Below are 23,948 nucleotides of genomic sequence, written 5' to 3' on the forward strand. Positions count from 1 at the left end.
TTTCGCTTCAGCCGATCCTGAGGGTCTTCTTCTCGGTGACCTGGTCGATGTCCGAGGTGCGGACGGTGACGGCGACCTCCCACTCACCCGCCAGCGGCAGCCGTACGCCGGTGGCCGTCCACACGCGCCCGGCGGCGTCCGCGCGTTCGGGGGTGACCGTCAGCGGGCCGATGTCCCGGGAGGGCAGCGTCAGCGCGACGCGGACCTCCTCGGCGGCCACGTCGGTGCGGAGGTCCAGGGTGTTCTCGCCGCTTCGGCCCGGGGCGAGTTCGAGGGTGGCGGTGCCCCGGCCGTCCGGGCCGCCGGTGTCGAAGGGCACGCTCAGCCGGACGGGTCCGGCCTCCGCCTCGGCCGCCGCGGCGGCCTCGGTGCGGGCCGGCTGGGTGCCGGTCAGCGCCGTGGTGACGGCGAGCAGGACGACAGCCACGGCGGCCTCCGCCAGGACGGAGCGCCGGAGCGCGGCGCGCGGAACGTCGGCGTCCAGGTCCCGTCGGCGCCGGGCGGCCGCCACGGCGGCCCGCTGCCGGGCGAGCTGTCGGGCCCGCTCAGGCGTGACGTCGTCCCCGGCGCTGTTCGCGGCGTCGTCCTCGGTGTCGTTCCCGGTGTCGTTCCCGGCGCCGTCCCCGCCGCGCGGTGCCGGTGAGGGGGCCCGGGCCGCCTCACCGAGTCTCGCCGTCCAGCGCCGGGAGCGCGCGGCCGCCCCCACCAGGACGGCGATCAGCAGCACCTTGACGACGAGCAGCCGCCCGTAGTCCGTCCCGGTGAGCGCCGACCACGAGCCCACCTGCCGCCAGGACTGGTACAGCCCCGTCGCGACGAGGAGCAGCACGCTGACGAACGCGAGCCGCGAGAAGGCGTGGGCGGCGGAGCGGGGGAGGGCCGGCCCCCAGCGCAGGACGGCGGCCAGGGTGGCGAGACCGCCCAGCCAGGCGGCGACGCACAGCAGGTGGACGACGTCGAGGGGCATGGCCACGCCCGGCTGGAGCCCGGTGGAGGCGTGCTCGGACATGGCCCACGTGCCGCCGAGGCCCGCCGCGACCACACCGCCGCCCAGGCAGAGCCCGAACAGCAGGTCGCGCCGTTCGGCCGCCGGGCGGGGCCGGGTGAAGGCGCCGAACAGGACGGTGACGAACAGGGCCGCCGCGCCCAGCAGGACGAGCCGGGAGACGAGGGCGGAGCCCGTCTTCGTCTCCAGCACCTCGCGCATGCCGCCGAGGTCGAGGGCGTCCGCCACGGCGCCGCCCGTGGTGTACGGGGAGCGCAGCAGCAACAGCGCGAGGGTGGCCACGAACAGCGTCACCCAGCCGGTGACCACCACCCGCCGGACCGGGCGGGCGGAGGCGCCGTCGCGCCAGCAGAGCAGGACGAAGGCCGTGCCGCCGACCAGCAGTGTGAAGCCCGCGTACGCGGCGTAGCGGGCCACGTCGTAGAGCAGGCCCACCGTGCCCCCGCCGACCACCTGTCCGGGCAGGACGACGGTGGTCTCGGACGGGGCGCCGACGGAGAAGGTGAAGGCACCCGCGATGGGATGGCTGTCGGCCGAGACGGCCTGCCAGGTCACGGTGTACGTGCCGTCCGCGATGCCGGGCCGCAGCGCGACGCTGACGGTGCCGGACTCCGGCTGCTTCGCCCCGCCCTCGTCGACGCGTTCGCCTCGCGGGTCCAGGACGCGGACGGCGTCGTCGGACACGGCGACGTCCTCGGTGAAGGTGAGGGTGACGGCGTCCGGTGCCCGCGCCACCACCGAGCCCTCCGCCGGGTCGGACTCCGTGAGCGTCGCGTGCGCGGCGGCCGGGGGAGCCCAGGCCAGCGCGGCCAGGAAGGCCGCGCAGACCAGGGCGGCGAGCACGAACCCGCCGAACGGCCGGCGGAGCGGCGGCGGAACGGTGGCGGTCATGTCCGGCGGTCCCTCACCCGTGCCCGCCGTGGCCGTCGTGCCCGCCGTGGCTGTCGTGCCCGCCGTGTCCGGTGTGCCCGCCGTCGCCGTCGCCGTCCGCGTGCTCGGGGTGCTCCACACCGTCCGTGCCCGGCTGGTAGGTCTTCGCCCTGACCGGCACCTCCAGCGTCAGCGGGTCGGACTTCGAGAAGCGCAGCTCCACCGTCACGGTGTCGCCCTCGCGCGGCAGGCGGGTCAGGTCGTGGAACATCAGGTGGTCGCCGCCGGTGCGCAGTTCGACCTTCCCGCCCGCCGGGATGGCGAGGGAGTCGACCTTCCTCATCGTGTTGTCGACGCTGCGGTGCAGGGTGATGTCGTCGGACAGCTCACTGCTGACGGAGATGAGCGCGTCGTCCTCGTCGCCCTCGTTGGTGAGGGTGACGTACCCGGCCGCGAGCTTCGCGGTGACGGGCTCGGGCATGTACGCGCTGCCCTCGACGGTCTCCGGCTCGGGCCCGGAGGTGCCGCAGGCGGCCAGCACCAGGGCGCCGACGAGGGCCAGCGCGGAGGCCGCGACGGTACGGGTGCGGGGCGTCCGGCTCATGGCAGCTTCCCCTCGACCAGCTTCGGCAGGTCCTTCTCGTAGGTCGCGAGGGGCACGTCCTCGGTGTAGACGACGCGGGCCTTGTCGTCCTCGGGCGAGAAGTAGACGACCTGCGAGCCGTGCACGGACTCGACCTCGCCGTCCTCCCGCACCGTGGAGGGCTCGACGCTGATGCCGAGGGTGCGGGCTCCGGCCTGGATGGTGGCGAAGTCGCCGGTCAGTCCGACGGCGCCGGGCACCACGCCCTTGAGCCAGGTGCCCAGCTCCTCCGGCGTGTCCCGCTCGGGGTCGGTGGTGACGAAGACGACCTGGAGCTCGTCCTGCTGCTCCGGCGTGAGCTGGGACTCGGCCAGGGCGATGTTGCCCATCGTCAGGGGGCAGACGTCGGGGCAGTTGGTGTAGCCGAAGAAGAGGAGCGTCGGCTTGCCCGCCGTCTGCTCGACGAGGCTGTACTCCTCGCCCTCGGTGTCCGTCAGGACGAGATCGGGCTTGTCGAAGGGGTTGTCGAGGACCGTCGCCTTGGACGCGTCGGCCGCGCCGGAGACCTCGACGGCGGGGGTGCCGCCGTCGCCCTGGTCGTCGCCGGAGCCACAGGCGGTGGCGCCGACGGCGAGCACGGTGGCGAGGGCGAGTGCGAGTGCGCCGCGACGGCGGCGTGGGGTACCGAAGTGCATGAAGGTGTCCTTGGTGAGTGCTGCGCGTACGTTGCCGGGGGCCGGTCGGCGGGTGGGGCGGGCCCGGCGCGTCGGCCGGGCCCGCCGGTGCCCGTGGGCGGGTTGGGCCGTCAGGCGTCGCGGCGCCGTCCGGCGAGGACGCCGAACGCGACGCCGCCGAGGCCGACCACGATGCCGATGACGGCGAGGACGCGGGCGGTGGCGTCGGTCGTGCCGTCGTCCTCGGCGGCCGTGGTGTCCGCGACGGGGTCCGGGTCCTCGCCCACGATCTCCTCGGCGTTCCCGCCGTGGTGGCCGTGGCCCTCGCCCTCGGTCAGGCTCAGGACGGGCGCCGGGCTGTCGGGCTCCTCGCCGCCCTCCTCGGGGACCTCGATCCAGCGCACGACCTCGCCGCCGTCGTAGGTCTGGATCGCCTTGAAGACGAGCCGGTCGGCGTCCTCGGGGAGGCGGCCCAGGGACACGGGGAAGCGCTGGAAGGTGCCGGGCGCGATGCCGCTGTCGGTCGCCGTCCAGGTGATCTTGCTGGGCGCCTCGTCGATCTTCTTGCCGTGGACCTCCAGCGGCGTGTCGAGCTTGGCCTCCTCGACCTCGACGTCCCAGCCGGGCACGGGCTCGGGCATGGCGGAGGAGAGCGGGTGCTCCTTGGGCAGGGTGACCTCCAGCTTCACGGTGGAGGCGTTGTCCCGCTCGTTCGGGACCTTGAAGTTGACCGTCGCGTAGCCGCCGCCGGGGGTCGTCTTCGGGTCGACGGTGACGTGGGCGAGGGCCGGGGCGGCGGTGGCGAGCACGGCCGCGGCGGCGACGGCGCCGATGGCGGTGAGACGGTGCGGGAAGGTGTTCATGAAGGCTCTCCGGAGAGGGTGGGTCGGATGACCGCGCGTCCGGGCGCGCACACGCCGGTGTGCCGGAAGCGGGTCTGGGCAGGGCACGGTCCGCGGTAGCGCCCGGCCTGCCCGGAGCGTCCGAGCCCTCCCGGGAGGCGCCGTCGAGGCGCCGTCGAGACACCGTCAGGGCGCTGTCCGAGCGCCGTCGGGGCGGAGTCGGGGGCGCCCGGTCGAGGGCACGCCGGTGGCAACCGGCGGAGGGGACGCGTCAGGCCGCGAGCGCGTACGCGCGGGGGGACGTCGGCGGGCCGCGGCGGATGACGCTGTGCCGCAGCGGCCGCGGCTCGTCCGGAAGCTCGTCACCGGCACCCGGCGCCGGTACGCCGACGACCGCGCCCGTCGCGCCCCCGCCGAGCCGCAGCCAGGCCAGGGCGACGCGCATCACGCGCAGCAGCAGTCCGTCCACGGCGGTCGCCGACAGCCGCACCAGCCGCCACAGCGCGGCGTCACCGCAGCGCAGCAGCCAGCCCGCGGCGAGCGCGGCCAGCAGGTGCCCCAGCAGCATGGGCCAGGACGTCAGATCGAGCAGGGGAGCCGCGTGGTGCCCGGCGCCCGGGGCCGGGGGCGGGGTCTGAGCCGCGGCGAGTCCGCCGAGCCCGGCGTCGTCGAGGACGCGGCGGGCCTCGGCCTCGCTGAGCGGCGCCGCGGAGGCGCCGTTGCACAGGAGGCGCTGGGCGAGGGCGGCGAGGCCACCGGAGGCCGGTGCCGCTCCGGTCGCCGCCGGGGCACCGACGGCCGGCTCGGAGAGCTGGGCGCCGGCGAAGAGCACGTGGAGGCCCACCTGCCCGGCCGCGAGTCCCGCCGCGATCCCGGGGAGCGAGCGCTCCTGCCCGGCCAGGGGTACGGCGAGTGCGAAGACGAGCGCGGCGGCGGCGCCGAAGGCCCACAGGGGAACCGTCGCCCCGGCCGCCAGCACGTGCCCGGCGGCCGACAGCACGACACAGGCCGCGGTGAACACCGCGGCCCGGAGAAGTCGCAGATCGGCGCTCGCGCGCGCGACGGGCACGTCCATGGCGGCCACATCATCTCACCGGGGCACCGCCGAGCCGCCGGGCAGGGGCCCGGTTGGCGGCCTGGGCCCGCCTTTCGACCGGGATCGGCCGATTGAGCGTTCTGCCGCGCGGGCCATGCTTACTGTGCGTGGAGAAGGGCAATACGTATCCGTACGTCAAGCCTCGGTTCGTCGAGCCGCAGCCGGGAGGCCGAAGCATGAGCATCTGGTGGTCTCTTCACCTGCGGCGCGAGGCTGCGAGCGTGCCGTTGGCGCGCCGGCTCCTGCTCGGTGCGATGGAGACCGCGGGGGTGGAGGCGGACGTCGCGTACGAACTCTCCGTGGCCCTCTCCGAGGCGTGTGCCAACGCCGTCGAGCACGGCGGCGGTCCGGGCCACGGGGAGCGCTACCGGGTCACGGCGTATCTGGACGGGGACGTGTGCCGCATCGAGGTCACCGACCACGGGCCCGGCTTCGTCCCGCCGGTCATGGCGGGCGGCCCGGCCGAGCCCGATGAGACGGAGCACGGGCGGGGGCTGTTCCTCATCAACGCGCTCGCGGATCACGTCCGCTACCGCAACGGCCCCGGCGACGGGGCCGTCGTCACGTTCGACAAGATCCTCAAGCTGCGGGACGACTCGCTGCTGCGGACGACGCCCTGCTGACGCCCACCGACGCCCCGCTGGGCGCGCCCCCGCCGACGTCCCGCCGGTCCGCGGGCCACGGCCGTGCCGTCACCGTCGTTCCGGCTCACCGCCCGGATGCGGCTCGGAGACGTGCCCCGGGTCGAGGGGCGGGGCGGCGACGCCGCAGTGGGTGTGGCACTCGGCGGTGCAGTGGTGGGGCGGCGGCGCCCCGGGCTCCGCCGCGGGGGCGTCGCCGGTCTCCAGGACGTCGCCGCGGACGGTCAGCCAGGCCAGCGCACCGCCGACGACGAGCACGAGCGCGCAGTACAGCATCGAGCGGTCGAACGCCGCGTCGAACACCGTGGGGTCGCGGTAGGACTCGGGGCCCATCCCGGCCAGCAGCGGCAGGGCGGCCACCGCGACCAGCCCGGCGGCGCGGGCCACGGCGTTGTTGACGCCGCTGGCCAGCCCGGCACGGGACACGTCCACCGAGGCCAGCACCGTCGCGGTGAGCGGCGCCACCAGCAGGACCATGCCCGAGCCGAGGACGAGCAGCGCGGGCAGGACGTCGGACACGTACGACGCGCCCGGGCCCGCGCGCGTCATCAGCACCATGCCGCCCGCGCACAGCAGCGGTCCGACAGTGAGCGGGATGCGCGGCCCGATGCGGCTGCCCAGCGCCCCGGCCCGGGCCGAGAGCAGCAGCATGAGGACGGTGGTGGGCAGCAGCGCCGTCCCGGCGGCGAGCGCGGAGTAGCCCACCGAGACCTGGAGCTGCACGACGGCCAGGAAGAAGAACCCGCCGAACGCCGCGTAGACGCACAGGGTCACCGCGTTGACGGCGGTGAACTGGCGTGAGGTGAAGATCTTCGGCGGCACCATCGGGGCCGGAACGCGCCGCTCCCACCACACGAAGACGGCGGCGAGCACGCCGCCGGCGAGGGCCGCGCCGACGACGGCGGCGGAGGCGCCCACCTCCGGGGCCGCGATGAGCGCGTAGGTGACGCCGCCCAGCGCCAGCGCCGCGAGCGCCGCCCCGGTGACGTCGAACCGGCCCTCGGCCGCCGGGTCGCGGCTCTCCGGGACGTGCCGCAGGGCGACCGGCACGCACAGCAGCGCCAGCGGGACGTTCAGCAGGAACACCCAGCGCCAGCCGGGACCGTCCACGAGCCAGCCGCCGAGGAAGGGGCCGACGGCGGCCGCGACCCCGCCCAGGCCCGACCAGGCGCCCACGGCGCGGGCCCGGTCGTCGGGGCGGAACGTGGCCTGGATGAGGGCGAGGGAACCGGGGGTGAGCAGGGCACCGCCGACGCCCTGGAGCGCCCGGGCCGCGATGAGCACACCCGCGTTCCAGGCGAGCCCGCACAGGGCGGAGGCGAGGGCGAACCAGACGATGCCGAGGAGGAAGACCCGGCGCCGCCCGTAGCGGTCGCCGAGCGTCCCGCCGAGGAGGATCAGCCCGGCGAGGGTGAGCATGTAGGCGTTGACCGTCCACTGGAGCACGCCCAGGTCGGCGTCGAGTTCGGCGCCGATGTGCGGCAGGGCGACGCCGACGACGGTGCTGTCCAGCATCGCCATGCCCGAGCCGAGGACCGTCGTGAACAGCACCCAGCGGCCCTGCCGCTCCGCGAGCCGCAGGGCGCCGGCGCCCGCCGTGCCGTGGGGGTTGGCCGCGCTCATAGGGCGATGATCCACGCTGCCGTCCGCGCGGGCCACCGGGCGGCGCGGGCGGCCGGGGCCCCGGCGGGCGGCCACGCGCGTCGGCGTGACGGGCCGCGCCGCGGCACGGTTGCGCACTACTCTGCCAAGGGGCGGCGAGCGCAGGGGCGGTGACGAGTTGGGCAGCGGGACGACGGAGCACACGACGCGCGGGACGACGGAGCACACGACGCGCGGGACGACGGAGCACACGACGCGCGGGGCCGGGGCGCTCACGCGTCGTGGGGCGGTGTGGCTGGGCGCGGCGCTGGTGACCTTCGGCGCGTGCGTCGTGGCGGGGGCGACGCTGGGCTCCGCCCGGGGCGGTCCGGACGACGACGCGTCCGGGGGAGTGACGCGGCCGTGGCGGGAGTCGCCGCCGCGGACGACGACACCGGTGACCTCCGAGGCGGAGGCGGCGCTGGGGCGGCTGCGGCAGGCCGGGCTTCCGGTGGAGTCGGTCCGCGTCGTCACCCGTTCGGGCGACCCGGACCGGTTGCTGGGCTACGCGGACGGCTACCGGAGCAAGCTGTCCTTCGAGGACCGCAGGGTCAACGGCGGTCTCGTGGTGGACAACGACCCGGGCAGCGTGTCGCTCGGCGGCGTCATCGAGGTGTTCCCCGACGCCGTGGCCGCGCGGGAGCGGGCCGAGCAGTTGCAGCGGGACGCCCGGGGTATCCCGCCGAAGGCCGAGCGCGGCTTCCTCGCCGGGCGGGTGCTGCTGCGGCTCTCGCCCTACCTGGCGGACGCCCAGGCTCTGGAGTACGGCCGCGCCCTCGGCGCCCGGCCGGTGCCGACCCTCGCCCCGCCGCAGAACCTCCGCGACGTCTGACGGGCGCGCAGGACACGCCGGGCGCACCGGGCGGCGGGCACACGGCCCGCCGGAGCGCTCCGGAAGGCCCGGGTCAGCCGCGCAGGCCGGGGAAGTCGTCGCCGATGACGAGGATGATCACGCCCGGTGCCGCGCCGGGCTCGGCGACGGTCGGCTCGCTGCCCGGGACCCGGCCCGCGAGGACCTCCGCCGTGGCCGCGAGGCCCTCCGGGTAGCGGATGGCCGTCTCGGCGGCCGGTTCGGCCGCGTTGCCGGTCCCGACGACCTGGAAGCCAGCGCGCCGCAGCTCCTCGGCCACCTCGCCGGCCCGGCCCGCCTCGCCGGTGCCGTTGAGCACCTGGACCCGGATCTGCCCGGGCCGGATGTCGCGGCTCTCCTCGGCGCTGGCCTCCAGGGCCTCCTTGTCCACTTCCTCGTCCCGGGCGAGCTTGCTGAACAGCGTCTCGGTCTGCGGGTACTGCCACACGACGTTGGCCGTGTCGGTGGGGACGTCCAGTTCCCGGGGATAGTTCGGCACCGTGATGAACGTCAGCCGGTCGGTGGGGATGCCCTGCACGCTCCTGGCCAGGTCGGACAGGGGGCGGACGCCGTCGAGGGCGCTGTCGGTGGCGAGGTTGGAGGTGAAGGCGTCCAGGAAGCCGAACATCGCCTTGGGGTCGCGCAGCTTGGACTGGGCCTTCTTGGCCAGCGTCTCCATGAACTCCTGCTGGCGCCCGATGCGGCTGATGTCGCTGCCGTTGCCGAGGGCGTAACGGGTGCGGACGTAGCCGAGCGACTCCTCGCCGTTGAGCGTCTGGCAGCCGGGCTGCAGGTCGAGGTTGGCCTTCTTGTCCTTGATGGCCTGCTCGGGGCAGACCTCGACGCCGCCGAGCGCGTCGACCATGCCCTTGAACCCGTTGAAGTTCAGCGACATGAAGTGGTCGATCCGCAGGCCCGTGTTCTGCTCGACGGTCTTCACGGTGCAGGTGGCCGCGCCCTCGATGTCGCCGCTGAGGCCGCCGATGGCGAAGGAGGAGTTGATTTTGAAGTGGTGGGGCTCGGACATGGTGCCGTCGCCCTTGTCGCAGGCCGGGATCTCCACCCAGGAGTCGCGCGGCAGCGAGACGGCGGTGGCCCACTCCCGGTTGGCCGCGATGTGCACGATCATCAGGGTGTCGGACTGCATGGTCTCGAAGCCCGAGCCGTACTTGCCGCCCGTGCCCTCGCGGCTGTCGGAGCCGACGACGAGGATGTTCTTCGCGCCGGGGCTCAGGTTGGCGGGCCGGCTGTCCTCGTCGAGGCCGCGTTCGAGGTCGAAGCCCTCGATGTTGCCGTCGAGGCGCTGGTAGAGGTAGGCGGCCGTGCCGGCGCCGGCGAGCAGGAGCAGGGACAGCGCTCCGGCGGTCCACAGCAGGGCCCGGCGGCGGGTGGAGCGCGGCCCCTTGCGGCGTCTGCTCCCGGCCCGGCGCCCCTCGCCCGGTTCCGCCGGGGCGGCGGCCCACGAGGGCGTCTCGGACTCCGGGGCCGCCTGGGACGCGCTGCGTATATCGCCCACCTCTGAGCCTTTCCTCCGTTCGGGGCCTGCCGAGACCGGGGCTCGACGTGGCCGGACCGCTTCCGACCCGACAGACCGCTGCCTGGCGCCCGCCCGAAGAGACGGCGGGGCGTCGATCGGGGTTCCTGGGCGCGCCGTGGGGGGCCGCACTGGTGTGCGGGGCGGCGGGTGCGAAGGGACAGTACCAATTGGTCCCGGAGGCGGGGCAGTTCCGTGATCATGAAGGGCGGCGGAAAGCCCAGCCGCGATCCGCGTGACCGGAGCGGAACGCTGGGTGAGTAAAGGTCCGGGAAAGGCCGGGGAACGTCGCCCGGCTCCGGCACGGTGCGCTGTGGTGAGCCGCTGGTGAGGCGCCCGAACGGAGTTCACCCCGGTGTGGGGGCGGGTTCCTGGGCCGCTTGCCGCCACTGCGCGGGGAATGGCGGGAGAAGCTCCGCTGTTATGCCGTTCGCCCCGGAATCCCCGCCCTCTCGTGTGGCGCAGGCCACGCGCGAATATTTGCGTTTCCTTTACGATGCCCGGATAGGAACTGTTAGCAGCGGGCATACCAGTGTTCCGGCCCGTACGGTGTTGTCACCCGTGGGCCGGTCCGTCCGACACACCCAACCGACCGATCGGCAGTGATCGGCTTCCCGCCCGACCGAAAGGAGCCATAGTCCCGCCATGGGCGAACCTCCCAGTACCGGCCGTGCCAGGCCCTGCGTAGCCACGACTCAGGTGGAAGCGGGGGTGGCACGGTGACCGAAGTGCTGCTTCTGCTGCTTGCCCTGCTGCTGACTCTGGCCTGTGCCGTCTTCGTCGCGGCCGAGTTCTCCCTCACCACCGTCGAGCGCGGTGCGCTGGAGCGCGCCGCGGAATCCGGTGAGCGCGGCGCCGAGGGCGCTCTCCGCGCCGTCCGGCGGCTGACGTTCCAGCTCTCCGGCGCACAGCTCGGTATCACCGTCACCTCGCTGGTCATCGGCATGCTCGCCGAGCCCTCGCTGGCGGCGCTGCTGCGCGGCCCGCTGGAGTCCGCGGGGCTGTCCGGCGGCATCGCGTCCACCGTGGCGCTCGCCCTGGGCGTGGTCGTCTCCACCGTGGTCCTCATGGTCGTCGGTGAGCTCGTCCCCAAGAACTGGGCGATCTCCCGTCCGCTGGCCGTGGCCAAGGTGGTCGCCGGGCCGCAGCGCGGCTTCACCGCCGTGTTCTCCCCGCTGATCCATCACCTGAACGAGACGGCGAACCGCCTGGTGCGCCGCCTGGGCATGGAGCCGGCCGAGGAGCTGGCCTCGGCCCGCACCCCCGCCGAGCTGGTCGCCCTGGCGGAGCACTCCGCGGCCGAGGGCGCCATCGAGGCCGACTCCGCCGAGCTCTTCGTGCGCACCCTGCACCTGGGCGAGCTGACCGCCGAGAACGTCATGACGCCCCGCGTCGACGTGAAGGCCCTGGAGGTCCGCGCCACGGCCGCCGACGCCGCCAACCTCACCCTCGCCACCGGCCTGTCCCGTTTCCCCGTCTACCGCGACACGCTCGACGAGGTCATCGGCGTCGTCCACGTCCGGGACGTGCTCGCCCTGGACGAGGCCCGGCGCGGCTTCACCCCCGTGGGTGAACTCGCCGCCGAGCCGCTCTTCGTCCCGGACAGCCTCCCCGTCGACCGGCTCCTGGACCGGCTGCGCGGCAGCCGCACCATGGCCGTCGTCGTCGACGAGTACGGCGGCACCGCGGGCGTCGCGACGCTGGAGGACATCGTCGAGGAGGTCGTGGGCGAGGTGCGCGACGAACACGATCCCGAGGAGCACCCCGGCCTGCTGCCCACCGGGCGCACGGAGGCCGGACGGCCCGAGTGGGACGCCGAGGGCAGCGTCCGCATGGACGAACTGGCCGCCATCGGCCTCGACGCCCCCGAGGGCCCCTACGAGACACTCGCCGGGCTCATCGCCACGCGGCTGGAGCGCATCCCCGACAAGGGCGACCGTGTCCTGCTGGACGCCTGGGAGCTGACCGTGCTCGAGACCGAGCACCACCGCGCCGACCGCATCCGCATCACCGGCCCCCGCGAGGCCGGCCACCAGGAGCAGGCCGACGTGCCCGCACCGGCGGCCGGCGCCGGGGCCGAGCCCCTGCTGGAGGACGCCCGATGACCGCGCTGCAACTCACCATCGGTGCGATCACCCTCTTCACCAACGCGTTCTTCGTGGGCGCCGAGTTCGCCCTCATCTCCGTGCGCCGCAGTCAGATCGAGCCGCTCGCCCGCGCGGGCAACAAGCGCGCCCGCACGGTGCTGTGGGGTCTCGAGCACGTGTCCGTGCTCATGGCCACCGCACAGCTCGGCATCACCGTCTCCTCCCTGGTGCTCGGCATGGTCGCCGAACCGGCCATCGCCCACCTGCTGGAGCCGCCGTTCGAGGCCCTGCACGTCCCGCACGCGCTGGTGCACCCGATCGCGTTCGCGATCGCCCTCACGCTCGCGACGTACCTGCACATGCTCATCGGCGAGATGGTGCCGAAGAACATCGCGCTGGCCGCCCCCGAGCGCACCGCGCTGCTGCTCGGCCCCGGCCTCGTCGGCCTGACGCGGGTGATGCGTCCCGTCGTCTTCGGCATCAACAAGCTGGCCAACGTGCTGCTGCGGATGCTGCGGGTGGAGCCGAAGGACGAGGTCGCCTCCGTCTTCACCGACGACGAGCTGGCCCGCCTGGTGGAGGACTCCAGCGCCGCCGGGCTCCTGGAACCGGGCGACAGCGCACGTCTGCGGGACGCGCTGGAGCTGGGCCGCCGCCCCGTCGGCACGGTCATCGTGCCGCTCGGCCGCATGGTGACCGTCGGCCACGGCGTCACCCCGGCCGAGCTGGAGCGGACGGCGACGGCCTCCGGTTTCTCCCGCTTCCCGGTCAGCGGCCCCGGCGGCACCGTCCTGGGCTACCTGCACATCAAGGACGCGCTCGGCGTGGCCCGCGACCGGCCGTTCCCGCGCAGCGCCCTGCACACGGTGATCCGGGTGCGCATCGACACGCCGCTGGACGACGCCCTCACCGCGATGCGGGCGGCCGGCACGCACCTCGCCGCCGTCACCGGCGACAAGGGCGCCGTCCTCGGCTTCGTCACCATGGGCGACGTGCTGGAGGAGCTGGTCGGCTCCACACCCACCGCGCAGGCCGACGGCCAGGCCCCCGCGCCGCGCTGACGGCGCCCGGGCTCCCCGGGGAACCGGGATGGCCCCCGGCACCGACCGGTACCTGTGTGCGGCGGCCCCCCTGGGGCCGCCGCACCGCCGAGGAGGCGTTCCGGACGCGAAGGGGCGGAGACGGCATGGTGTTCAAGCGGCTACTCGGACCTGGAGAAGGGACACATCCGCGGCACCGGCCAGAAGCTGCCCTTCTACCAGGAGATCGAGCTGCACCCCGCCCCGCGCTACGCGGCGGCCCTGAACCAGCTCGAGGTGACGTTCCTGGCCGGACCGGACGGCGTCGAGGTCGTGCTGGAGGCCGACCAGCGCATCGGCGGTGACGCGCTGAACCTCCACCGGGTCCGGCACGAGGGCGTCGAGCACCGCGACTTCACCACGGAGGTCGACGGCTGGGTGCGCGACCTGCTGCGCCGCTGAGCACCTCCGGGCACGGCCCGGGGCGCGGGGAGCCCGGACCGCGGCGCGGTGGGCGCGATCCGGAGTGCGGTCGGTCCCGGCCCGGTCTGGGCCGCGGCGGGCTCAGGTCTGGGCCAGCGGAAACGCGGTCAGGAAGCCGCACACGGTGACCAGGCCGGTGACCAGGTGCGCCTTCTCGAACGCCTCGGGGATCATCGTGTCCGCGATCATGGCCAGGATCGCCCCCGCCGCGACCCCGCTGCCAGCCGCCAGCACCTCGTCCGACATGGTGCCCAGCACCGTGCGGCCCAGCACCGCCGACAGGCCGCTGATCACCGCGATCCCGCCCCACAGCCCGAACACGTAGGAGCGGTCGCGGCCCGCCCGGCGCCAGCCCGCCGAGCTGGAGAGCCCCTCCGAGACGTTGCTGAGGAACACCGCGCTCACCGTCGCCGCGCTGACCCCGCCGGGGCCGATCAGACTCGTCCCGATCACCACCGACTCCGGGATGCCGTCCAGCAGCGCACCCAGCGCGATCGCGTTGCCGGAACCCGGCTGCTCGCTCTCCGAGGGCTGCTGCCCGCCGGAGCGCTTGCGGTCCCGGGCGCCGCCCCGGGCGAGCAGGACGTTCGCCCCGGTGTAGACGGCCGCGCCGCCGAGGGCGCCCAGCGTCGTCGGCACCAGCCCGCCCTGCTCATGGGCGTCGGCGATCAGGTCGAAGGAGACCGCGGAGATCAGTACGCCGCTGCCGAACGCCATCACCAGCGCGACCACGAGCGGCGGCACCCGCAGTCCGTAGCCGATGGCGGCGCCGACCAGCAGCGCCGAGCCGGCCAGCAGACCCCAGCCGCCCGCGGCGAGTGCCTCTCCCAGCAACGCTCTCCCTCTCCGCCGCCCTCACGCCTCCTGCGCGCCGGGTGGCCCGCTCTCCGGCCCGCCGTCCGGCCCGCGCGTCGGACCGCGGCCGGGCGGAACCGGCGCGGCGGGCGGAACCGGCGGCGGGCCGTCGCGGGGAGCGTCCCCCGGCGACGGCCCACCCGGTGCGCACGGGCCTCGGTGCGGCCTGTGTGTCGGTGGTGCTAGGCGCGCCCACGGCGCCGATACCACAGTGCTCCACCGATCAGCCCGAGCGTCGCCGCCCCGCCGAGAGCCCACGCGGTCGTGTCGGCGGCCGTGCTTCCGCCGACTCCGGTCGCCACGCTGCCCTTGGGCGCCGGGCCGTCGTGCGAGCGGTGCCGCGTCGCCTCGGAGCCGTCGCCCGCGTGGCGGTCGGCGTGCTCGCCGTCCCGGTGGTGGTCGCGGTCCCGGTCGGGGGTGTGCTCGCCGTCGTGGTGTCGGTCGGCGTCCCCGCCGTGCCGGCCCGCGTCCTTGCCCTTGTCCTTGTCCCCGTGCCGGTCGCGGCCCGCGTCGTGCTCCTTGGCCCGCTCCTCGCCCTGGCGTTCGTCCCGGGGCTCGTGGTGGCGGGCCGCGTCGTGTTCGTCCTCGCCCTCGCGCGGGGTGTCCGGCTCGCCGTCCTTCGTCTCCGGGAGCTTGCCGGGTGCCTTGTCCGGTGCCTTGTCGGGCGTCAGGTCGTGGTGCGCCTGCCCGGTCGGCTCGCCGTCGTGCCTGGTGTCGCGGGGCTCGCCGTCCCGGTCGCGCTTGGGCTTCGTCACCGTGAAGCTGCCGGTGAACGGGCCTTCGCCGTCCGCGCACTCGACGGTGACCTTGTAGAAGCCCGGGGCCGTGTCCTCGGGCAGGGTGCCGGTGGCACCGACCATGTTGGCCAGCGGTTTCAGGTCGAGGTTCGGCAGCCGGGTGCCGTCCGGGGGTGGGGTGAAGGAGGCCGTGGCGGTCTTGGTCGTGCAGTTGCCGCCGTCGAAGACGGAGAAGTCGTCGCCCGGTGCCACTCGGCTCGGCTGGACGACGACACCGCGTCCCCGGGTGTCGTCCGTCGTGGTCCGGTCGCCGAATCCGTCGTCGTCACCGTCCGCCGCACCGGCGCCGGCGGCCGTTCCCAGGAGGGTCGTGGCGGCCAGGGCGGTGGCGGCGGCCAGGGTCGGGAGGGTCGGTATACGCATGGTCGTTGCTCCTCGGAGACACGCGGAAGACGTCGGGGCGTGTCCAGGAGCCATGTCACCCGCCGACGTGGCGGCGGGCCATCGGACGGCGGCCGTTCGAGCGAGCGGGCCCCTCGGCGGGCACCGTCGGCGGCGTCGGCGGCACCGCCGGAGACGACGGGACCGGGCGTGCGGGATCCCCTCCCGCACGCCCGGTCCGCTCACTCGAACGGGCTGACCGCGTCAGCCGCGCAGCCGCGCCATCCACGCCTCGACGTCGGCCGAGGTGCGCGGCAGCCCCGCGGACAGGTTCCGGTTGCCGTCCTCGGTGACGAGGATGTCGTCCTCGATGCGCACCCCGATGCCGCGGTACTCCTCGGGCACCGTCAGGTCGTCCGGCTGGAAGTACAGGCCCGGCTCCACGGTCAGGCACATGCCCGGCTCCAGGGTGCCCTCGGCGTAGAACTCGCGGCGGGCGGCGGCGCAGTCGTGCACGTCCAGGCCGAGCATGTGGCCGGTGCCGTGCAGCGTCCAGCGCCGCTGGAGCCCCAGCTCCAGGGCCTTCTCCACCGGGCCGTCCAGCAGCCCCCACTCGACCAGCTTCTCGGCCAGGACGCGCTGGGCGGCGTGGTGGAAGTCCAGGTACTTCGCCCCGGGCTTGACGGCGGCGATACCCGCCTCCTGGGCCTCGTACACCGCGTCGTAGATCTTGCGCTGGAGCTCGGTGAAGGTGCCGTTGACCGGCATCGTGCGGGTGACGTCGGCGGTGTAGAGGCTGTGCGTCTCCACGCCGGCGTCCAGCAGCAGCAGGTCGCCGGAGTTGACCGGGCCGTCGTTGCGCACCCAGTGCAGCGTCGTCGCGTGCGGGCCCGAGGCGCAGATCGAGCCGTAGCCGATGTCGTTGCCCTCGACGCGGGCGCGCAGGAAGAACGTGCCCTCGATGTAGCGCTCGGACGTCGCCTCCGCCCGGTCGAGGACGCGGACGACGTCCTCGAAGCCGCGCACCGTGGAGTCCACGGCCTTCTGCAGCTCGCCGACCTCGAACTCGTCCTTCACCAGCCGCGCCTCCGAGAGGTACCCGCGCAGCTGCTCGTCCCGTTCGGCGGTGACCTTGTCGGTCAGCGCCCGCTCCAGGCCGGCGTCGTGGCCGCGCACGATGCGCACCGGGCCGGTGGCCTCGCGCAGCTTCCCGGGAAGCTCGCGGACGTCCGCGCAGGGGATGCCGTAGAGCTGCTCGCCCTCGGCGAGGCTGTTGCGGCGGCCGACCCACAGCTCGCCCTGGCCGTCCAGCCAGAACTCGCCGTTCTCCCGGTCCGAGCGGGGCAGCAGGTAGAGCGTCGCCTCGTGGCCGCCCTCGGCGCGCGGCTCCAGCACGAGGACGCCGTCCTGCGTCTGGTCACCGGTGAGGTAGGCGTACTCGACCGACGCGCGGAAGGGGTACTCCGTGTCGTTCGAGCGCGTCTTCAGGTTGCCCGCGGGAACGACCAGCCGCTCTCCGGGGAAGCGGGCGGAGAGCGCCGCCCGGCGGCGGGCCGTGTGCGGGGCCTGGGCGATCGGCTCGAGGTCGCGCCGCTCGGTGTCGGCCCACCCCGTCTTCATGTTCTCGGCGAGCTCGTCGGACACGCTGGTTTCCAGACCGTTCTTCCGTCCCTCGATCGGCTGCTGCTCGTCTTCCGGGGTCTCCGGCGACTGCTGCTCGGCCACGTCGCTGCCTCCTTGCATCGGACTCAAGCCGCCATCCATCGTATGTCCGAGCGAAGGGGTACCCCAGGGGTGCCGTATGTGACGAAAGCGGCGGTACAGCGGTGCCCGCGCGAGGTCCCGGCTACCGGCCGGCCGCGTTCAGAAGCGGGCCGCCAGCAGGACGACGTCCTCCTCACTGCCCGGATCGTCGGCCAGCCCGTCCGGCAGCACGGTGTGCAGGACGTGGTCGGTCAGCTCCTCGGGGTCGTCGCGGACGGACGGAGCGGCGTCCACCACCGCGGAGCGCAGCCTGGCGAAGGCGCGGTCCATCGGCTCGCCGGTGCGCTGGACCAGACCGTCGCTGTAGAGCAGGAGCGTTTCACCAGCGGTCAGGCTCAGCTCCACGCTGGGGGCCTCCCAGCAGGTGAGCATGCCCAGCGGGGCGGAGAGCGTCGTCTCGGCGAACTCGCACCGCCGCGGCCCGACGATCAACGGCGGACAGTGCCCGGCCCCCGCGAGCGTGACGCGCCGGGCCTTCGGCTCGGCGTACCCGAACAGGGCCGTCGCACATCGCGCGGGTTCGGTCAGGCGCAGGAGGAGCTCCAGGTCGGACAGCACGGCCACCGGGTCCTCGCCCTCCATCACGGCGTAGGCCCGCAGGGACGCGCGCAGCCTCCCCATGACGGCGACCGAGCCGGGGCCGGTGCCGCTGACCCCGCCCACGGAGAGCCCGAGCGCCCCCTCCGGCAGCGGCAGGACGTCGTACCAGTCCCCGCCGCCTCGCGGGCCGGTGCGGTGCCGCACCGCCATCCGGACCCCGGGAACCCTCGGCAGCCGGGCGGGCAGCAGCTCCTCGCGGACGGCGGCGACGGCCGCCCGCGCGCGGCTGAGGTCGAGCCGGCGGGCGATGTGCTCGGCCGCGCACCGCAGGTAGAGGCCCAGCAGGTGGCGCTGGCGCTCGGTGGGCGTGGCGGGTTCGTCGTACAACCACATCGCCGCGCCGAGGGACACCGCGGCCTCGGTCGTCACCGGGGCGGCATGCGTCGCCGCGAAGCCGAGCCGGGCGGCGACCTCCCGGTGCCGGGTGCCGACGCCGTGCTCGCTCCCGATGTCCGCGTGGGTGACGACGGCGCCGGGAACCGTCTCGATCTGGCCGAGGTCCGCCCGGCCCAGCCCGAGGCCCACGGTGTGCCGCGGCCCCAGGCCGTCGCCGGGCTCCAGGGCGACCAGGCCGCGCCGGGCTCCGACGAGGGCGGCGCCGCCGCGCAGCGTCTCGTCCAGGGTGGCGTCGAGCGTCTCGGCGCGGGCGAGCCGTTCCGTCAGCTCGTGCAGGGTCGTGAGGTCCGTGACCCAGGTCGCGAGGCGGTCGTGCACGGCGGCCAACTGCTCGACGGGACCGGACCAGTGTTCGGGCGTCTCCTCGGCGCCACCGGGCCGACGCGGCGCGAGTCCGGCCATCGGGCCCCCGGGCGGGGCGGTGTCCTCCGACGCGCGCACCTCCGCCGAACTACCGGCTTCCGTGGGCGGGTTAGTCTGCTCCGGCGACGTCGGAGGGGGATTGATTCCAGCCACTTTTGACGAATGGGGCGTGCTCATGAGGAGCAGCTCTCGTCAGGGGTGATTTCTCGCAAAAGCATCGCAAACCCCCATGTCATGCCGCTCTGCTGTCAATGCATCCAGATGTACACGTCGCGATGACGCGATGTCCAGCATTGCCCGGTTCAGGGCGCTGGTGTCCAGGAGGCTCGAAGCCCCGGGGGTGGCCCTTGCAGTGTCCCGCAGAATGGCGCGAAAAGTACCCGGCTTGTGCATATTCACGATCGACTGGCCTGGCTCAGCAGCGGCCGTACGGCTGTTCCGGGTACGTATCACCAGACGGACGCGGGGCAGTTGGGCCGAGTGGAACCCTTCGGCGGAGCCGCGCGTCGTAGTCGGTGAGGCGCGGGCGTCCCGGTGAGCCGGGTGCCCGCCTGCCCGAGTGGCGAACCAGCAGGGCGTCAGGCACGTTCGAACCGAACGCACGACCCAGCACGAAGAGAGCGCAAGCGCCACGTGCGCGCCACCCCCCGCCACGTTCCACGCACGGCCAACGGCATGATGCGCTGCCTCGCACACCCGGTGGTGAGAGCCGGTACCGGTGCGCAGCGCCGGATGAGTGGGCGGCAGTACGGCACGACGGCATCACGCAGTACGGCACGACGCAATGCGGCAGTCCCCGTTCCTCGGGCTGCCGGTGTTTACGGACGTTACGGAAAGGAACGAGCGCTTATGCGCGAGATCCTCGGAAGGCGACGTGTCACCCGTAGGGGGCGGCGTTCGGCCGCACTGACCTGCGCCACCCGATGGCGCTGGCCGGTGGTCCCCGGGGCGGAACCGAGGGAGCGGCCCGCGCGGTCCTCCCGGCGGCTGCTGCCCACGAGTGGAACCGGCCGGGCCGACGACGCGGAAATGGCCTGTTCCTGCGGGCTGCCGGACTGCGCGGTCCCCGGAGCGCACCCCTTCGACCCCGACCTGCTCGCGGCCACGACCGACGCCCGCATGGTCCGCTGGTGGTGGACGCGGCGGCCCGACGCGCCCGTCCTCCTGGCCACCGGCGGCCGGGCGCCGTGCGCCCTGAGTCTGCCGCTCGACGCCGGCCTCCGTGCCCTGGACGCCTTCGAGGACCTCCGGGTGCGCACCGGCCCCGTCCTCGCCACGCCCAGCCGGCTCGTGCTGCTCGTCCGGCCGTACGACCTGCCGGAACTGGGCGAGCTGCTCCACACGCGGGACCGGGTGCCCAGCTCGCTGCGCTTCCACGGGGACGGCGGTTACGTGCCGTTGCCCCCCACGCGGCTCCCGGCCGGGCCGGTGCGCTGGCTCCGGGCCCCCGAGGGCGACGAGCCGTGGCTGCCGGGCGTCGAGGGGCTGCTCGACGTCCTCGTCGAGGCCAGCATCAGCGCGCCGGACAGCGGCGACCGGCTCGCGCACTGAGCCCCGGCGGTGTCCGGGCACGGAACGGGTGACGGGGCGCGTGCGGCGGGAGCGCCCGGGGCGGCACGCGGGGCGGCGTGCGTCGTCCGCGTGCCGCGGTGTGTGCGGCGCGGGCGTGCTGCCGTGCCGCGGTGTGTGCGGCGCGGTCGTGGTGCCGTGCTGCGGAGGCGTGCTGCCGGGCGGGCCGGGCGGGCCGCGCAGGCGTGCTCCGGGGGCGTGCGCCGGAAACGCGCGGCGAGGGCACGTGCGGGCATGGAAAAGCCCGGTCGCTGGCGACGGGGGATGCACCAGCGACCGGGCTTGTAGAACGGTAACAAGAGTTGGGCCGTTCGCAAATTCCCTCGTCCCTTTTCAGCCCCAGAAAGGCGGCTTGGAAGGGCGCTTGTGACGAGAATCACTAGTCATTGAGCGTTCAATCAGTGATCTCCGTCGTCTCCGCGAACGTCAACTCAGCGTGATCTGCCGGTTGGTCAGACCGCTGCGGGCCCGTCGCTCGTCCGCCGTCAACGGCGACTCGTCCGCCAGCGCCTCGCCCAACCGCTCGGCGAAGGCCGCCGCGGGCTTCTCGCAGTCCTCCGCCGTCATCGCCCCCGGCAGGTCCCACACCGGCACCATCAGGCCGTGCGCCCGGAACGAACCGACCAGCCGCGTCCCGTCCCCGAGCCCCGAGGCCCCGGCGGCGTGCAGCCGGGCCAGCGCGTTCATCAGCCGCTCCTCCGGGTGCGGCATGACCCACCGCAGGTGGTTCTTCTCCGGCGTGCGGCACCAGTAGGCCGCCTCCACACCGGTGAGCCGACTCGTCGGCAGCGCCGCTTCGTTGGCCCGCTCCAGCGAGGCCGCGACCGCGCCGTCGGCGCTCTCCGCGTTCGGCACCCAGAACTCGAAGCCGTCGTGCACCTCCGGCGTGAACGGCGCCTCGGGGTCCAGCAGGTCCTGCAACCGCGGCCCGTCACCCGGCACCCGCTCCGCCGCCACGGGCTGCCCCGGCTCGCCGGTCAGCGCCCGCCGCAGCACGTCGGCCAGGTCCCGGCTCAGGTCACCGGAGGGCGTGTCGTTCTGCAACCCCACCATCACCGAGCCGTCGTCGCGCCGCAGCGCGGGCCACGCCATCGGCAGCACCGTCGCCAGCGTCACCGAGGGGACGTCCTCGGGCAGCCCGTCCGCCAGCGTCAGCGGCACCGTGGCCGCCGGGACCAGCTCGCGCAGCGCCACCCAGTCGCACTCCCCGGCCAGGCCCTCGAACGGCCGCTGCACCAGCTCCGTCACCGCCTGGGCCGCGGCCCGGCCGTGGCAGGCCTTGTAACGGCGGCCCGAACCGCACGGGCAGGGCTCGCGCGCGCCGACGACGGGAATCTCCCCGTCGACGCGTCGCGGCTTCGTGGCCTGGGACTGAGGACGGCGCTTCTTGGCCATGGGGCGGATCTCCGTGCATCACTGGCGGGACTGACTGACCGGCGGTGCCGCCCGGGCACGTCGCGAGGATCTGGCCTGCCCCGCCCGGGCTCACGCCGCCGCGGCGGGCCCCGGGCCTGATCCGGCACGATCCACACGACCCGTCCAGGGCCGACCGGCGGATCACACCGTACGCCGTCCGGCCGTGCCCGGGTATCTCACCGGCCCCGACCGCCGCGACAGGGGCCGGAGTCAGATGCTGATGCCGTCCAGGCCCTCGAACCCGTCGAGCCCCTCGATCCCGTCCAGCCCGCTGGGCGCGTGCCCGCCCTTCGTGGCGCCGAACTCCGGCCGCCCGACGACCGCCCACACCGTGACGGCCTCGCACTCCACGTCCTCGCGCACACCCCAGGCCTGGGCGAGCGAGGTGATGATGGACAGCCCCCGGCCGCCGTGCGCGGTCACCGAGGGCGAGGCGGGAAGCGGCCGCGTGGGACCACCCCCGTCCGTCACCGCGATCGTGACCTCCCCGGCCGAGCCGCGGCTCCAGTCCGCCCGCACCGAGTCGTCGGGCGGGAGGGGACGAGCGTGCCGCGTCGCATTGCTCAACAGCTCGGACAGGACCAGGACGGCGTCGTCCACGACCGTGTCCGGCGCACCCGACGCACGGAGCTCGTCACGCATCCGCCGCCTCGCCAGACCGACGCCGACGGGCCCATGGGGAACGGCCATCGTCGACGATGTCGGCACTTCCTGTGCCACCACGAACGCCACCCCCGGAACCTCCTCTGCCCCACGCATCGTGATGGATGCCCTCTCCCTACCGGCCGGAAACCGACCTGTCGCAGGTCATTGACGCAATCCCGACGTACCGGCACGCCACGCGTGCGCCGGAACACTGCGCGTGACCGCGCCCCGGGCGCCCCGCCGCGCCCCATAGCGCCTCTCCCGCTCCCCGTCGTGCGCCCCCGAGCCGGTGCCGTCGGCCGGGCGCTTCGGGCCTCCGCGGTGCGCCCGGCGCAGTGCCGCGCCCGTGCCTCCGGCGTCTCATCTCCGGCCGAGAGCCGCCAACTGCTCCACCACCTGGCGCGGCCGGTTCGTGATGACGGCGTCCACCCCGAGCCGTGCGCACAGTTCCACGTCCAGCGGATCGTCCACCGTCCACACGTGGACCTGGTGTCCCGCACGCTGGGCCCGGATGACGTACTCCGGGTGGCTGCGGACGATCCGCATGGCCGGACCGCCGATGCCCACCCCCGGCGGCAGCCGTCCCTCCCGGTGCCGCGGCAGCAGGAACTGCATCAGATAGACCGTCGGCACCTGCGGCAAAGCCGCCCGCACCCGGTGCAGCGAACGCGCCGAGAAGCTCATGACCCGGACCGAGTCCGTCAGCCCGTACTCCCGCACCAGCTCGACCAGCCGGTCCTCCACCTGACCGGCCCAACGCGTCGGGTGCTTCGTCTCGATGGCCAGCTCCACCCGTCGGCCGGCCTCCTCCGACTCCCTGACCAGCCGCAACAGCCGGTCCAGCGTCAACACGGAGCTGCGGTCCGGGTCCGTGCGCTCCGGCTCCGGGTCCGTGCGCTCCGGCTGCTCCTCCTGGTCCTTCCAGGAACCGAAGTCCAGGGCCGCCAGATCCGCCAACTCCAACGTCGAGACGGCGCCCCGGCCGTTGGACACCCGGTTCACCCGCCGGTCGTGCACACAGACGAGGTGCCCGTCGGCGGTGAGGCGGACGTCGCACTCCAACGCGTCGGCACCGTGCTCGATCGCCTTCCGGTACGCGGCGAGCGTGTGCTCCGGGGCATCCTCGGAGGCACCGCGGTGCGCGATCACGGCGATCGGGGAAACCGGGGAATGTGGGCCTGGCACCCCGCCATGGTCCCATCCACCCCCGAGCCCCCACCCCGCCCCCTCTCCCGCGGTGACCGGGGGCGATGTGCCGGACGTAAAGGCCACGCCCGGAGGCGGCCACACGGTTTACGCCGAGCTGACGGGCCATGGGCAAGGCTTTCTGCACACTGGAACCGAGCGGCAGGCGGCCGCCGACAGCCCCGGCGCGCCGCCGCGGCGACGCCAGTACCGGTGCCGCCCCGGCACCGGCGACCGTGACCGGCGACGACAGGAACCCCGAGGAGACCGCTGTGAACCCCGAGCACGAGGGCGTGGGCCCATCGCCTGAGGAGCGCCGCGCCGCCGACCAGGCGGCCCCGGCCGGTGACCGCGTGCCCCCGGCGGCGGCGCCCGACGCTCCGGAGCGGCCCGCCCCCGAAGACCCGACGGCCCCCCTCCCCGCCGTCCACCCGGCCGACCCCGGCCCCGGCTCGACGCCCCCCGCGCCCGCCGCCCCCGGCTCCGCGGCTTCCGGCACCGAGCCCGCCGACCCCGGCCCTGGGACGGCGCCCCCGCAGGCCCCTGACGCGGCGTCCGGTCCGGCGCCCCACCCGGGCCCGGAGTCCGCGTCCGGCACCGTGGCCGCCCCCGGCCCAGCCGCCGACTCCGGCGGAACCGCCCAGGCCGCCCCCACCAAGCCCCCGGCCGCCCCCACCTCGCCCCCTGCCTCCCCCGGCCACGTGGCCACTC

The 23,948-nt window shown here is 74.6% G+C and carries 20 protein-coding genes and 1 pseudogene; 7 read left to right on the forward strand and 14 right to left on the reverse strand.

Annotation, left to right across the window (positions count from 1 at the left end; genetic code table 11):
- Positions 1 to 7: 7 nt before the first annotated feature.
- The 5 genes from HPT28_RS17065 to HPT28_RS17085 form a co-directional block, all read right to left on the reverse strand.
- A complete protein-coding gene (locus tag HPT28_RS17065; RefSeq protein WP_219091965.1) occupies positions 8 to 1,897 on the reverse strand; it encodes a copper resistance CopC/CopD family protein in 1,890 nt (629 codons plus the stop codon).
- 13 nt (positions 1,898 to 1,910) lie between these two features.
- Positions 1,911 to 2,480: a copper chaperone PCu(A)C gene (locus HPT28_RS17070; RefSeq protein ID WP_219091966.1), complete on the reverse strand. Its 570-nt coding sequence runs from the start codon at positions 2,478 to 2,480 to the stop codon at positions 1,911 to 1,913.
- Positions 2,477 to 3,154, reverse strand: coding sequence for an SCO family protein (locus tag HPT28_RS17075; protein ID WP_219091967.1), 678 nt, complete (start codon positions 3,152 to 3,154; stop codon positions 2,477 to 2,479). Before HPT28_RS17075 ends, HPT28_RS17070 begins: the two co-directional genes overlap by 4 nt.
- 110 nt (positions 3,155 to 3,264) lie before the next feature.
- Positions 3,265 to 3,996 (reverse strand): YcnI family protein, encoded by a 732-nt coding sequence (locus HPT28_RS17080; protein WP_219091968.1) that lies wholly within the window; start codon positions 3,994 to 3,996, stop codon positions 3,265 to 3,267.
- Positions 3,997 to 4,246: 250 nt separating this feature from the next.
- Positions 4,247 to 5,050 carry a hypothetical protein gene (locus tag HPT28_RS17085; RefSeq protein ID WP_219091969.1) on the reverse strand — a complete coding sequence of 268 codons (804 nt, stop codon included), beginning with the start codon at positions 5,048 to 5,050 and terminating at the stop codon, positions 4,247 to 4,249.
- A 197-nt stretch (positions 5,051 to 5,247) separates the two neighbouring features.
- Between HPT28_RS17085 and HPT28_RS17090 the strand changes: the two genes are divergently transcribed.
- A complete protein-coding gene (locus tag HPT28_RS17090; protein ID WP_219091970.1) occupies positions 5,248 to 5,694 on the forward strand; it encodes an ATP-binding protein in 447 nt (148 codons plus the stop codon).
- A gap of 69 nt (positions 5,695 to 5,763) precedes the next feature.
- Here HPT28_RS17090 and HPT28_RS17095 read toward each other — a convergent pair whose 3' ends face one another.
- On the reverse strand, positions 5,764 to 7,335 hold the full coding sequence (locus tag HPT28_RS17095; RefSeq protein WP_219091971.1) for an MFS transporter: 1,572 nt from the start codon (positions 7,333 to 7,335) through the stop codon (positions 5,764 to 5,766).
- 109 nt (positions 7,336 to 7,444) lie between these two features.
- Between HPT28_RS17095 and HPT28_RS17100 the strand changes: the two genes are divergently transcribed.
- Positions 7,445 to 8,185 (forward strand): hypothetical protein, encoded by a 741-nt coding sequence (locus tag HPT28_RS17100; RefSeq protein WP_219091972.1) that lies wholly within the window; start codon positions 7,445 to 7,447, stop codon positions 8,183 to 8,185.
- Between the two features lie 73 nt (positions 8,186 to 8,258).
- On the opposite strand, the gene HPT28_RS17105 is transcribed toward HPT28_RS17100, so the two are convergent.
- Positions 8,259 to 9,578 (reverse strand): LCP family protein, encoded by a 1,320-nt coding sequence (locus HPT28_RS17105; protein ID WP_257578789.1) that lies wholly within the window; start codon positions 9,576 to 9,578, stop codon positions 8,259 to 8,261.
- Between the two features lie 878 nt (positions 9,579 to 10,456).
- Here HPT28_RS17105 and HPT28_RS17110 point away from each other — a divergent pair.
- From HPT28_RS17110 to HPT28_RS17120, 3 genes are read left to right on the forward strand one after another with little or no spacing between them, the layout of a single operon-like run.
- Positions 10,457 to 11,842, forward strand: a complete 1,386-nt coding sequence (locus tag HPT28_RS17110) for a hemolysin family protein (RefSeq protein WP_219091974.1) — start codon at positions 10,457 to 10,459, stop codon at positions 11,840 to 11,842.
- Complete coding sequence (locus HPT28_RS17115) at positions 11,839 to 12,885, forward strand: hemolysin family protein (protein WP_219091975.1); 1,047 nt, start codon at positions 11,839 to 11,841, stop codon at positions 12,883 to 12,885. The genes HPT28_RS17110 and HPT28_RS17115 overlap by 4 nt, the downstream gene beginning before the upstream one ends.
- A gap of 54 nt (positions 12,886 to 12,939) precedes the next feature.
- Entirely contained in the window at positions 12,940 to 13,305 is a 366-nt protein-coding gene (locus tag HPT28_RS17120) for a sporulation protein (protein WP_219091976.1), read from the forward strand.
- A 102-nt stretch (positions 13,306 to 13,407) separates the two neighbouring features.
- On the opposite strand, the gene HPT28_RS17125 is transcribed toward HPT28_RS17120, so the two are convergent.
- The 4 genes from HPT28_RS17125 to HPT28_RS17140 form a co-directional block, all read right to left on the reverse strand.
- Positions 13,408 to 14,157: a ZIP family metal transporter gene (locus HPT28_RS17125; RefSeq protein ID WP_219091988.1), complete on the reverse strand. Its 750-nt coding sequence runs from the start codon at positions 14,155 to 14,157 to the stop codon at positions 13,408 to 13,410.
- Between the two features lie 206 nt (positions 14,158 to 14,363).
- The gene (locus HPT28_RS17130) at positions 14,364 to 15,341 is read right to left on the reverse strand and encodes an Ig domain-containing protein (protein WP_219091977.1); all 978 of its coding nucleotides are present in this window, start codon (positions 15,339 to 15,341) and stop codon (positions 14,364 to 14,366) included.
- Between the two features lie 222 nt (positions 15,342 to 15,563).
- Positions 15,564 to 17,024, reverse strand: a complete 1,461-nt coding sequence (locus tag HPT28_RS17135) for an aminopeptidase P family protein (protein WP_308119322.1) — start codon at positions 17,022 to 17,024, stop codon at positions 15,564 to 15,566.
- A gap of 138 nt (positions 17,025 to 17,162) precedes the next feature.
- On the reverse strand, positions 17,163 to 18,599 hold the full coding sequence (locus HPT28_RS17140; protein ID WP_219091978.1) for a PP2C family protein-serine/threonine phosphatase: 1,437 nt from the start codon (positions 18,597 to 18,599) through the stop codon (positions 17,163 to 17,165).
- Between the two features lie 672 nt (positions 18,600 to 19,271).
- On the opposite strand from HPT28_RS17140, the gene HPT28_RS17145 reads away from it, so the two are divergent.
- Positions 19,272 to 19,973 carry a bifunctional DNA primase/polymerase gene (locus HPT28_RS17145; protein ID WP_219091979.1) on the forward strand — a complete coding sequence of 234 codons (702 nt, stop codon included), beginning with the start codon at positions 19,272 to 19,274 and terminating at the stop codon, positions 19,971 to 19,973.
- Between the two features lie 444 nt (positions 19,974 to 20,417).
- Here the strand turns inward: HPT28_RS17145 and HPT28_RS17150 are convergent, their stop codons facing one another.
- The 3 genes from HPT28_RS17150 to HPT28_RS17160 form a co-directional block, all read right to left on the reverse strand.
- A complete protein-coding gene (locus HPT28_RS17150) occupies positions 20,418 to 21,386 on the reverse strand; it encodes a DUF5926 family protein (protein ID WP_219091980.1) in 969 nt (322 codons plus the stop codon).
- Positions 21,387 to 21,617: 231 nt separating this feature from the next.
- A complete protein-coding gene (locus HPT28_RS17155; protein WP_219091981.1) occupies positions 21,618 to 22,166 on the reverse strand; it encodes an ATP-binding protein in 549 nt (182 codons plus the stop codon).
- Positions 22,167 to 22,412: 246 nt separating this feature from the next.
- Positions 22,413 to 23,237 carry a glycerophosphodiester phosphodiesterase gene (locus tag HPT28_RS17160; protein ID WP_219091982.1) on the reverse strand — a complete coding sequence of 275 codons (825 nt, stop codon included), beginning with the start codon at positions 23,235 to 23,237 and terminating at the stop codon, positions 22,413 to 22,415.
- A gap of 272 nt (positions 23,238 to 23,509) precedes the next feature.
- On the opposite strand from HPT28_RS17160, the pseudogene HPT28_RS17165 reads away from it, so the two are divergent.
- A pseudogene (locus HPT28_RS17165) lies at positions 23,510 to 23,948 on the forward strand (hypothetical protein); the annotation flags it as partial.

It is taken from the genome of Streptomyces sp. JJ38 (assembly GCF_019303475.1).
In the GTDB taxonomy this organism is placed as follows: Bacteria; Actinomycetota; Actinomycetes; order Streptomycetales; family Streptomycetaceae; genus Streptomyces.

Excerpts from the sequence above, each read along its gene's own strand:
- HPT28_RS17065 (WP_219091965.1), bottom strand. The coding sequence starts at position 1,897 with ATGACCGCCACCGTTCCGCCGCCGCTCCGCCGGCCGTTCGGCGGGTTC.
- HPT28_RS17070 (WP_219091966.1), bottom strand. The coding sequence starts at position 2,480 with ATGAGCCGGACGCCCCGCACCCGTACCGTCGCGGCCTCCGCGCTGGCC.
- HPT28_RS17075 (WP_219091967.1), bottom strand. The coding sequence starts at position 3,154 with ATGCACTTCGGTACCCCACGCCGCCGTCGCGGCGCACTCGCACTCGCC.
- HPT28_RS17080 (WP_219091968.1), bottom strand. The coding sequence starts at position 3,996 with ATGAACACCTTCCCGCACCGTCTCACCGCCATCGGCGCCGTCGCCGCC.
- HPT28_RS17085 (WP_219091969.1), bottom strand. The coding sequence starts at position 5,050 with ATGGACGTGCCCGTCGCGCGCGCGAGCGCCGATCTGCGACTTCTCCGG.
- HPT28_RS17090 (WP_219091970.1), top strand. The coding sequence starts at position 5,248 with ATGAGCATCTGGTGGTCTCTTCACCTGCGGCGCGAGGCTGCGAGCGTG.
- HPT28_RS17095 (WP_219091971.1), bottom strand. The coding sequence starts at position 7,335 with ATGAGCGCGGCCAACCCCCACGGCACGGCGGGCGCCGGCGCCCTGCGG.
- HPT28_RS17115 (WP_219091975.1), top strand. The coding sequence starts at position 11,839 with ATGACCGCGCTGCAACTCACCATCGGTGCGATCACCCTCTTCACCAAC.
- HPT28_RS17130 (WP_219091977.1), bottom strand. The coding sequence starts at position 15,341 with ATGCGTATACCGACCCTCCCGACCCTGGCCGCCGCCACCGCCCTGGCC.
- HPT28_RS17140 (WP_219091978.1), bottom strand. The coding sequence starts at position 18,599 with ATGAGCACGCCCCATTCGTCAAAAGTGGCTGGAATCAATCCCCCTCCG.
- HPT28_RS17145 (WP_219091979.1), top strand. The coding sequence starts at position 19,272 with ATGCGCGAGATCCTCGGAAGGCGACGTGTCACCCGTAGGGGGCGGCGT.
- HPT28_RS17150 (WP_219091980.1), bottom strand. The coding sequence starts at position 21,386 with ATGGCCAAGAAGCGCCGTCCTCAGTCCCAGGCCACGAAGCCGCGACGC.
- HPT28_RS17155 (WP_219091981.1), bottom strand. The coding sequence starts at position 22,166 with ATGCGTGGGGCAGAGGAGGTTCCGGGGGTGGCGTTCGTGGTGGCACAG.